The organism is Streptomyces sp. NEAU-174 (genome assembly GCF_052665095.1).
On record NZ_JBQTCE010000004.1, the window covers coordinates 76,995 to 87,981 of the forward strand.

At 70.3% G+C, this 10,987-nt stretch carries 1 protein-coding gene; it reads right to left on the reverse strand.

The genetic code is table 11. The features are described from left to right. Positions 1 to 4: 4 nt before the first annotated feature. Entirely contained in the window at positions 5 to 10,954 is a 10,950-nt protein-coding gene (locus ACT2CW_RS13505; RefSeq protein ID WP_445516718.1) for an SDR family NAD(P)-dependent oxidoreductase, read from the reverse strand. Positions 10,955 to 10,987 lie beyond the last annotated feature (33 nt).

Below are 10,987 nucleotides of genomic sequence, written 5' to 3' on the forward strand. Positions count from 1 at the left end.
TGCTTCAGAGAATTCCGAGATCCTCGTCCACCATCTTGAAGAGTTCGCCATCCGTCGCCGATTCGAGTTGGTCGACGAGAGCAGCGCTGCTGCTCGGGGCTTCCTGTGCGTCGCCGTACTTTGCCAAGAGCTCCCGCAGGCGTGACACCACATCCGTGCGGCCGATCTCCTCCCAGGTCATGGCCGACAGACCGGCTTCGAGCTGATCGAGTCCCACGGATACGGGCACCGAGGTGGCGGCGGATCCGGCATCCAGCGTCAGCTCGTGATGAAGGTGCTGGGCCAGGGCGGTCGGGGTCGGATGGTCGAAGACCAGCGTCGCGGTCAGACGCAGTCCGGTCGCCGTGCCGAGCCGGTTGCGCAATTCCACCGCCGTCAGCGAATCGAAGCCGAAGTCCTTGAACGCGCGGCCCGGTTCCACGGTTTCCGGACCGCCGTGGCCCAGCACGGCGGCGACATTGCGCCGTACCGTGTCCAGCACCAGGCGTTCGCCTTCCGCATACGAGGCTCCGGCCAGGCGTGCCCGCAGTGCCTCCGCCGCCCCGGCCGCTCCGGTGGAATTCACGTCCGCCCGGCGAGCGGGCAAGCGGACCAACTCGCGCAGCACATGCGGTACTTCCGCGCGCCCGTCGTGTGCGGCGGACCTCCAGACCGCCGTGTTCAGCCGTGCGGCGGCGATGACCGGGTGGCCTTCGCTCGCACAGGCGGCGTCGAACAGTGCGAGCCCCTCGGCCGACGACAGGGCGGAGATGCCGACCTGGTCCATCCGCCGCCTGTCCACCTCGGCCAGCCCCTCGGTCATCCCGCTGCGTTCCTCCCACAGGCCCCAGGCCAGCGACAGGCCGGGGAAGCCGTGCGCCCGGCGCTGTGAGACCAGCGCGTCGAGGAAGGCGTTGGCGGCGGCGTAGTTGCCCTGTCCGGCGGCCCCGAACATGCCCGCCACCGAGGAGAAGACCACAAACGCCGACAGGTCGAGCCCGGCCGTCAGCTCATGCAGGGCGAGTGCCGCCTCCGCCTTCGGCCGCAGCACGGTGTCAAGCCGCTCCGGCGTCAACGACGCGATCACACCGTCGTCCAGCACGGCGGCGGCATGGACGACACCCTTGAGCGGATGCGCGGCGGGGATGTCCGACAACACCGCGCCAAGGGCGTCCCGGTCGGCCACATCACAGGCCGCCCAGGTCACCGACGCCCCGGCCGAGGCCAGATCATCGGCCAGCTCCGCCGCGCCCTCGGCCGCCGAGCCCCTGCGGCTGAGCAGCACTAGATGCCGCACACCGTGGTCGGACACCAGATGCCGCGCGAGCAGACCGCCCAGGGTGCCACTGGCCCCGGTGACGAGGACCGTGCCCTCGGGATCCCATGTCGCCGAAGCGCGCTGTTCCGCCGCCCCTTCGGCTCGGACCAGCCTCGCCGACAGTACGCGCCCATCTCGTACGGCCAACTGCGGCTCGCCCGAGGCGAGGGCGGCGGCCAGCGGAACGGAGCCGAGCTCCACGGGTTCGTCCGCGTCGAGGAGGAGCAGTCGGCCCGGGTGTTCGGCCTGCGCGGACCGCACCAGGCCCCATACCGCCGCCCCTGCCAGGTCCGCCACGCCCTCGGTGGAGGTGGTGGCCACGGCGCCGCACGTGGTGATGACCAGGCGGGAGTCGGCGAACCGCTCGTCCGCCAACCACTCCTGCACCCGCTCCAGCGCCTGGTGCGCCGCGCCACACAGACCCTGGTGGGCATCGCCACCGGTGCCGGTCGCCGAGGCCAGGAACACCCACTCCGGCAGGGGTTCGCCCTCGGCGCCGGACCGGGCAAGGGCCTCCAGAGCGGAGTGCGTTCGCACCTGCCAGCCCGCCGACCGCAACGCCATGGCCGGCGCGCTGTCCTCTTCACCGATCACCGCACAGCGGGCGGTGGACGGCGCGTCGGCAGGGAGCGGCATGGCGTTCCAGCGCAGGCGGTACAGCGACTCATGGGAGGTGCCGCGCGCGGCGTTGATCTGCTCGGCGGAGACCGGGCGTGTCACCAGCTCTGCCACCGAGGCCACCAACCGGCCCGTCTCATCGGCCACGGCGAGCGACAGACCGTCGGACCCGGCCGCCGCCAGTCGTACGCGGACCGTGGTCGCGCCGGTGATGGGCACCGACACCCCGTTCCAGGCGAACGGCAAGCGGACCTGCTCCGCGTCCGAGGCCACCAGACCGCCGGGACCCGCCATATGAAGAGCGGCGTCGAGCAACGCCGGGTGCACACGGAAGCGCGCGGCGTCCGACGACTGCTCCTCGGCCAGTGTCACCTCGGCGAACACCTCGCGGAACGCCTCGCCTTCGCGCCGCCAGGCGGCCCGCACGCCCTGGAACGCCGGCCCGTACGCGAGCCCGCCCAGCGCGAAGCGCTCATACATGTCGCTGATGTCGATCGCCTCGGCATCCGCCGGCGGCCACACGCTCAGCTCGGCCGAGGTCTCCGCCTCCGCCACCTCGGCCCGGGTCAGGAGGACGCCGGTGGCGTGGCGTGTCCAAGGTCCGTCCTCATCAGCGGATTCCTGTCGGGAGTGCACGGTGAGGGGTCGGCGGCCGTCGTCATCGGCTCCGGCCACCATCACCTGGAGCTGGATCGCACCGCGTTCGGGAAGGACCAGGGGCGCTTCCAGCACCAGGTCGTCCACCTGGTCACATCCGAAGCGGCCACCGGCATGCAGCGCCAGATCCACGAAGGCCGTCCCCGGCACCACCGCCGAGCCCAGCACGGCGTGGTCGGCCAACCAGGCGTGCGTACGCGCGGAGAGCCGGCCGGTGAACACGCATCCGTCGGAGTCGGGCAGCCTCACGGCGGCACCGAGCAGGGGGTGTTCCTCGGACCGGAGCCCTGCCGAAGCCACGTTGCCCGCCGCCGCACCGGCCTCGAGCCAGTACCGCTTCCGCTGGAAGGCGTAGGTCGGCAGCTCCACGTGGCGTACGGGCGTCGGTGCGAGCAACGCCGTCCAGTCCACCGGGACGCCACGGACGAAGATCCGAGCCAATGCCTCCTGGAGCGTGGCGCTCTCGCCTCGTCCGCTGCGCAAGGCGGAGGCGAACTCGACGTCCGGCGCGCTCTCCTGTCCCATGCCGGACAGCACCCCGTCCGGGCCCAGCTCCAGGGAGGTCGTCACACCCGCCTCCGCGAGGGCCGCCATGCCGTCGGCGAAGCGCACGGTCTCGCGGACGTGCCGCACCCAGTACTCGGCGGAGCACAGCGCCTCGGGGTCAGCGATCAGGCCCGTCACGTTCGATACGACGGGGATGCGGGGAGCCGCGTACGACAGCCCCCCGGCCACCTGCCGGAACTCCGCCAGCATCGGCTCCATCAGGGGTGAGTGGAAGGCGTGGGAGACGCGCAGCCGCTTGGTCTTGACCCCTTGAGCCTCAAACTGCCCGGCGACCTCCGTCACCGCCTCCTCCGCTCCGGAGATCACGGTCGAACGCGGACCGTTGACCGCCGCCACACTCACCTCAGCCTCACGACCGGCCAGGAGCGGCAGTACGTCGGCCTCGGCGGCCTGCACAGACACCATCACGCCACCCGGGGGCAGCGCCTGCATCAACCGCCCACGAGCCGCCACCAACACACACGCATCCGCAAGCGACAACACACCCGCCACATACGCCGCCACCAGCTCACCGATCGAATGCCCGGCCACGAAGTCGGGCCGCACGCCCCACGACTCCACCAGCCGGAACAGCGCCACCTCCACCGCAAACAACCCACACTGGGTATACGCGGTCTCATCCAGCCCCGCCACGTCCCCACGTATCACCTCCCGCAGCGGACGCTCCAACACCCCGTCGAACTGCCCACACACCTCATCGAAGGCATCGGCAAACACCGGAAACGCCTCGCACAGCTCCAGCCCCATCCCGACCCGCTGACTGCCCTGACCCGAGAACAACACCGCCAGCTTCCCCGGCGCCGCCGAACCCCGCACCACACCGGGCGCCGGTACGTCATCCACCAGCGCTTCCAGCCCGGTCACGAGGCCCTGACGGTCAGCGGCCAGCACCACCGCACGATGCTCGAACACCGAGCGCTTGGTCACCAGCGACGAGGCCACATCCGCGACCGATGCCTCGGCGTCCAGCTCTCCACGCACCGCCGACAGCAACCGCTCCGCCTGCGCCCGCAACGCATCCTCGGACTTCGCCGACACCACCAACGGCACCAGTGCCGACCCTGCGGATCCGTCCAGCACCGGCTCGGCGACACTCCGCTCCTCGGGGGCCTGCTCCACGATCACATGCGCATTGGTCCCGCTGGCGCCGAAGGAGGAGACACCCGCACGCCTCGGACGACCCGTCCCCGGCCATTCCGTGGCATCCGTGAGCAACCGCACCGCGCCCTCGGACCAGTCCACATGCGGCGACGGCTCATCCACGTGCAACGTCTTCGGCAGTACGCCGTGCCGCATCGCCAGCACCATCTTCATCACACCCGCCACACCGGCGGCCGCCTGCGTATGGCCGATGTTCGACTTGATCGACCCGAGCCATAGCGGCCGTTCCTCGGCGCCCCGCTCGCGCCCGTAGGTCGAGAGCAGGGCCTGAGCCTCGATGGGATCGCCGAGTGTCGTGCCCGTACCGTGTGCCTCGACCGCGTCCACCTCGGCGGCCGACAGCCCGGCACTCGCCAGCGCGGCCCGGATGACCCGCTGCTGCGACGGGCCGTTGGGGGCCGTAAGGCCGTTGGACGCGCCGTCCTGGTTGACGGCGGACCCACGGACGACGGCAAGCACCCGGTGGCCATTGCGCCGTGCGTCCGAGAGCCGTTCCAGGAGCAGCACGCCGACGCCCTCGGAGAACCCCGTACCGTCCGCCGCTCCCGCGAACGCCTTGCAGCGACCGTCCGCCGAGAGCCCACGCTGACGGCTGAACTCCACGAACAGGGCGGGGGTCGACATCACCGTCACACCACCGGCGAGCGCGAGCGAGCACTCCCCCTGGCGCAGCGACTGGGCCGCGAGATGCAGCGCCACCAGCGACGACGAGCAGGCGGTGTCCACCGTGACGGCGGGCCCTTCGAACCCGAAGGTGTAGGAGACACGGCCCGAGGCGATGCTGCCGGCGGTGCCGTTGCCGATGTAGCCCTCGACTCCTTCCGGCACCGTGGCCGAGCCGTAGTCGTGGTGCATGATTCCGGCGAAGACACCGGTCTGGCTGCCGCGCACCGACGCCGGGTCGATACCGGCCCGCTCCAGCGCCTCCCACGACGTCTCCAGCAACAACCGCTGCTGCGGATCCATCGCCAACGCCTCACGCGGCGAAATCCCGAAGAACTCCGGATCAAAATCACCCGCGTCATACAGGAAACCACCCTCACGCGCATACGCCGTACCCCGGTGATCCGGATCCGGGTGATACAGACCCTCCAGATCCCAGCCACGATCGTCGGGAAAGGCTGCGATGGCGTCCCCGCCACGGGCCAGAAGCCGCCACAGATCCTCGGGGGACTTCACCCCGCCCGGGAAACGGCAGCTCATGCCCACGATGGCGATCGGCTCGTCCGGGGAGGCGGCCACCGACACACGACGTCCTGGGTCGGCAACCACCTCGCGGCTGCTGCCGAGCAGTTCGTCACGGAGGTGGCGGGCGAGCGCCAGGGGCGAGGGGTAGTCGAAGACCAGGGTGGCGGGCAGGCGCAGCCCGGTGGCCGTGTTCAGCCGGTTGCGCAGTTCGACGGCGGTCAGCGAGTCGAACCCGAGCTCCTTGAACGCACGCTCCGGCTCGACCTGCTCCACATCGGAGTAGCCGAGCACCGCGCCGACACCGCCACGCACGAGATCCAGCAGCGTCTGCTCCTGCTCGGCCTCGGAAAGCCCCGCGAGCCGGACGAGGTCACCGTGCGGGGCCGTGTCCATTCCCGGCGCGGCGTCCGCAAGGGCCCTGCGCGAGGGGGTACGCACCAGCCGTCGAAGCAACGGCGGTACGGCCCCGGCCCCACCACGGAGCGCTGCCGGGGCGATCCGCACGGGAACCAGCAGCGACTGGTCCATGGCGCTCGCCGCGTCGAGGAGCGCGAGACCCTCGTCCGACGACAGCGGAATGACACCGCCGCGCTCCATCCGGGAGACGTCGGCGTCGGCGAGGTGGCCGGTCATATCGCTGCGTTCGGCCCAGAAACCCCAGGCCAACGACACCCCGGCGAGCCCACGCGCCCGACGCCGCGCCGCCAGAGCGTCCAGGAACATATTCGCTGCCGCATAGTTCCCCTGACCCGCCGCACCAAAAGTGGCGGCGGCCGACGAGAACATCACAAACGCCGACAGATCCAGATCCCGCGTCAACTCATCCAGATACACCGCCGCATCGACCTTCGGCCGCAGCACGGTGTCAAGCCGCTCCGGCGTCAACGACTGGACCACACCGTCGTCCAGCACACCGGCCGCATGCACCACACCACGCAACGGACGATCCACCGGAATGCGCGCCAGCACGCCCGCCAACGCCTCACGGTCGGAGACATCGCAGGCCACCACGGCCACCGACGCGCCCAGCCCCACCAGCTCGGCCTCCAACTCCACCGCACCAGCGGCCTCCCGACCCCGCCGAGAGAGCAACACCAAATGCCGCACCCCACACGCGGCCACCAAATGCCGCGCCACCAAACCACCCAACGTGCCGGTAGCACCGGTCACCAACACCGTGCCCTCGGAATCCCACACAAAGCCCGACCCCACTCCCTCAGCGGAAGCGGAAGCGGAAGCCGCAGGAGCAACGGCACGCGCCAGCCGAGGCACCAGGACCTTCCCGGAACGAACGGCCACCTGAGGCTCCCCACACCCCAGCACCGCCTGAAGCACACCGGACGACACCGGTACGTCATCCACATCCACCAGAACGAACCGATCCGGATGCTCAGCCTGCGCCGACCGCACCAAACCCCACACCGCAGCCGCCGCCACATCCGGCACACCCTCACCCAACACAGCCGCCACCGCACCCCGCGTCACCACCACCAACCGCGAACCAGCAAACCGCTCCTCCCCCAACCACTCCCGCACCACGCCCAGAGCACGGTGCGCGAGGTGGCGCGTGGTGGATGGAAGATCCTGCGCACCCGAGTCCGGATCGGAAGCACATGTCACGAGGACGACATCAGGGGAACCGGCCAGGGCGGCCAGCTTCGGGCCGGTCACTACATCCTGCCCTGCCGCCTCCAAGGCGGCGGTGAGGCCGAGATCGTCCGATCCGACCGTCGCCCACTGAATCTGAGACGCCGCCCCCTGCATGCCCTCCGTGGGCACGCGATCCCATTCCACGGTGAACAGCGAGTCCCTGGTCAGCTGCGAGGACGCGGTGAGCTGCTCGGCCGCCACCGGTCGTCCCACCAGCGAATCGACCGAAGCCACCGGCACCCCGTCGGTGTCAGCCAACAGCACCGAAATCCCCTCGGCGCCCGACGGCGAGAGGCGCACCCGCAGCTCAGTCGCACCCGTGGCGTACAGGGAGACACCTGTCCAGGCGAACGGCAGACGCGCGGGGCCCGGCTCCTCGTCCTCCGGACCCACCCCGGCCATGTGCAGTGCGGCGTCGAAGAGTGCCGGGTGCAGACCGAAACGGCTCGCTTCCGCCCGCTGCTCCTCCCCAAGCGCCACCTCCGCAAACACCTCATCACCACGACGCCACGCCGCCCGCACCCCCTGAAACACCGGCCCATACTCCAAACCCACACCAGCCAACCGCTCATACACCCCACCCACATCCACCGCCACCGCACCAACAGGCGGCCACACACTCAACTCCTCCCCCACCACCGGAACATCAGCCGACAACACCCCCGACGCATGCCGCGTCCACACCCCCTCACCCTCCTCCTCACCCTCCACCTGTGAAAACACACCCACCACACGCCGACCCACCCCATCCGGCGCACCCACCGACACCTGCACCCGCACCCCACCACACTCAGGCACCACCAACGGCGCCTCCAACGTCAACTCCTCCAACCACCCACACCCCACCCCATCACCCGCACGCAACACCAACTCCACCAACGCCGCCCCCGGCACCACCACCACACCCCACACCGCATGATCAGCCAACCAACCATGCGAAACCAACGACAACCGCCCCGTCAACAACACCCCATCCCCACCCGCCAACCCCACCACCGCACCCAACAACGGATGATCAGCCGCACCCAAACCGGCGGATGTCACATCGCCGACGGCCGACGAAGGAGTCTCGATCCAGTAGTGCTGTTGCTGGAAGGCATAGGTCGGCAATTCCACCTGTCGAGCGCCCGTCCCCCGGAACGCCGTGGACCAGTCGACGGACGCACCGCCGACATACGCCTCGGCCAGCGATGTCACAAACCGCTCAAGGCCGCCTTCGTCGCGGCGCAACGACCCGGCGACGGTGACACGGGTGCCGTGGTCCTCGGCCGTCTGCTCCACACCCATCGTCAGCACCGGATGGGCACTGGCCTCGACAAACACCTGGAAACCATCAGCCATCAACGCGCGCACGGCCTCGTCAAAGCGCACGGTCTGACGCAGATTGCGGTACCAGTACCCGGCGTCCAGTTCCTCGGTGTCCAACACACCGCCGGTCACCGTCGAATAGAACGGCACCGACGACGACCGAGGGCTGATCCCCGCGAGAGCCTGCCGAAGCTCCTCCTCGATCGCCTCAACATGAGCACAGTGTGAGGCGTAATCGACGGGGATACGACGCGCCCGGACCTCGTCCGCCTCGCACGCCGCCAGCAACTCCTCCAACGCATCGCCATCGCCGGACACCACGACCGCCGACGGCCCATTCACCGCCGCCACCGACAACCGCTCATCCCACCGACCCAACCGCTCCCGCACGGCCTCCACCGGCAGCGACACCGACACCATCCCGCCACGCCCCGACAACGCCCGCAACGCCCTACTCCGCAACGCCACCACCTGCGCCGCATCCTCCAACGACAACGCACCCGCCACACACGCCGCAGCGATCTCACCCTGCGAATGCCCCACCACCGCCGCAGGCTCCACACCATACGAACGCCACAACTCCGCCAACGACACCATCACCGCCCACAACACCGGCTGCACCACATCAACCCGCCCCAACGCCACCGCATCACCGAGCACATCCACCAGCGACCAGTCCACGAACGGCGCCAACGCCGCCGCACACTCACCCAACCGCTCCGCGAACACCGGCGACGACTCCAACAACTCCGCCGCCATCCCCACCCACTGCGCCCCCTGACCAGGGAAGACCAACACCGCACGACCATCACCACCCACCACCACACCCCGCACCACACCCGCGGCATCCCGACCGTCCGCCAGCGCCGCCACCCCATCGGCCAAACCGCCCCGGTCCCCAGCCAGCACCACCGCACGGTGCTCGAAGACCGTACGCGTCGTCGCCAGCGACCACCCGACATCCCCGGCCGACAGCTCCGCCCGCTCCTCCACATACGACGCCAGCCGACCCGCCTGCGCCCGCAACGCCGCCTCAGAGCGGGCCGTAAGCACCCACGGCACCACCGCCACCGCCGAGTCGTCCCCGCTCACCCCCTCCTCCGCCGCGTCGTCCTCATCGCCGATCGGCGCCTGCTCCAGCACCACATGGGCGTTGGTGCCGCTGACGCCGAAGGCCGACACACCGGCCCGGCGCGGTTCGCCGCTCTCCGGCCATGCGACCTGCTCGGCCAGCAGCTCGACCGCGCCGGCCGACCAGTCCACATGCGGCGTCGGCTCATCGACGTGCAGTGTCTTCGGCAGCGCACCGTGTTGCATGGCCAGGACCATCTTCATCACACCGGCCACGCCCGCCGCCGCCTGCGTGTGCCCGAGGTTGGACTTCACCGACCCCAGCAGCAGCGGCCGACCGTCCGCGCGGTCCTGCCCGTAGGTGGCCAGCAGCGCCTGCGCCTCGATCGGGTCGCCCAGGGTCGTACCCGTGCCATGCGCCTCGACCGCGTCCACCTCAGCGGCCGACAGCCGCGCGTTGGCCAGGGCCTGGAGGATGACGCGTTGCTGGGAGATGCCGTTGGGCACGGTCAGGCCGCTGCTGCTGCCGTCCTGGTTGACGGCGGAGCCACGTATCACCGCCAGCACCGGATGGCCGTTGCGCCGCGCGTCCGACAGCCGCTCCAGCAGCAGCATGCCCACACCCTCGCCCCAGCCCGTGCCATCGGCGGCCGCCGCGAACGCCTTGCACCGGCCGTCCGGGGCAAGCCCGCGCTGACGGCTGAACTCCACGAAGAGGCCGGGCGTGGACATCACGGTCACGCCTCCGGCGAGGGCGAGCGGGCACTCCCCCTGCCGCAGGGACTGCACGGCGAGATGCAGTGCCACCAGCGACGACGAGCAGGCGGTGTCGACGGTCACCGCGGGCCCTTCGAAGCCGAAGGTGTAGGAGAGCCGACCCGACATCACACTGGCCGCACCACTGGTGGCCAGGAAGCCCTCGACGCCCTTCGGGGCCTGCCGGAGCGCGACGGTGTAGTCCTGACCGTTGGTGCCCACGAAGACACCGGCCTTGCTGCCGCGCAACGACGCCGGGGTGACCCCGGCCCGCTCCATGGCCTCCCACGACGTCTCCAGCAGCAGCCGCTGCTGCGGATCCATCGCCAGCGCCTCACGCGGCGAGATCCCGAAGAAGGTGGGATCGAAGGCGCCCGCGTCGGAGAGGAACGCGCCCTCCTTGACGTACGAGGTGCCGGAGCGATCGGGATCTGGGTCGTACAGCTCCGCCAGGTCCCAGCCGCGGTCCTCCGGGAACTCGCTCACGGCGTCCTCGCCACGGGCGAGCAGCCCCCACAGCTCCTCCGGAGACCGCACACCGCCGGGGAAGCGGCAGCTCATCGCCACGATCGCGATCGGCTCCCGGGACTTGTCCTCGACATCGCGGAGACGCCGCTGCGTCTGGCGCAGATCGGCCATGACGCGCTTGAGGTACTCGACGAGCTTCTCTTCGTTTGACACTTGGCCCTGCCCCCTCGAAGAAACCAGGTGGTT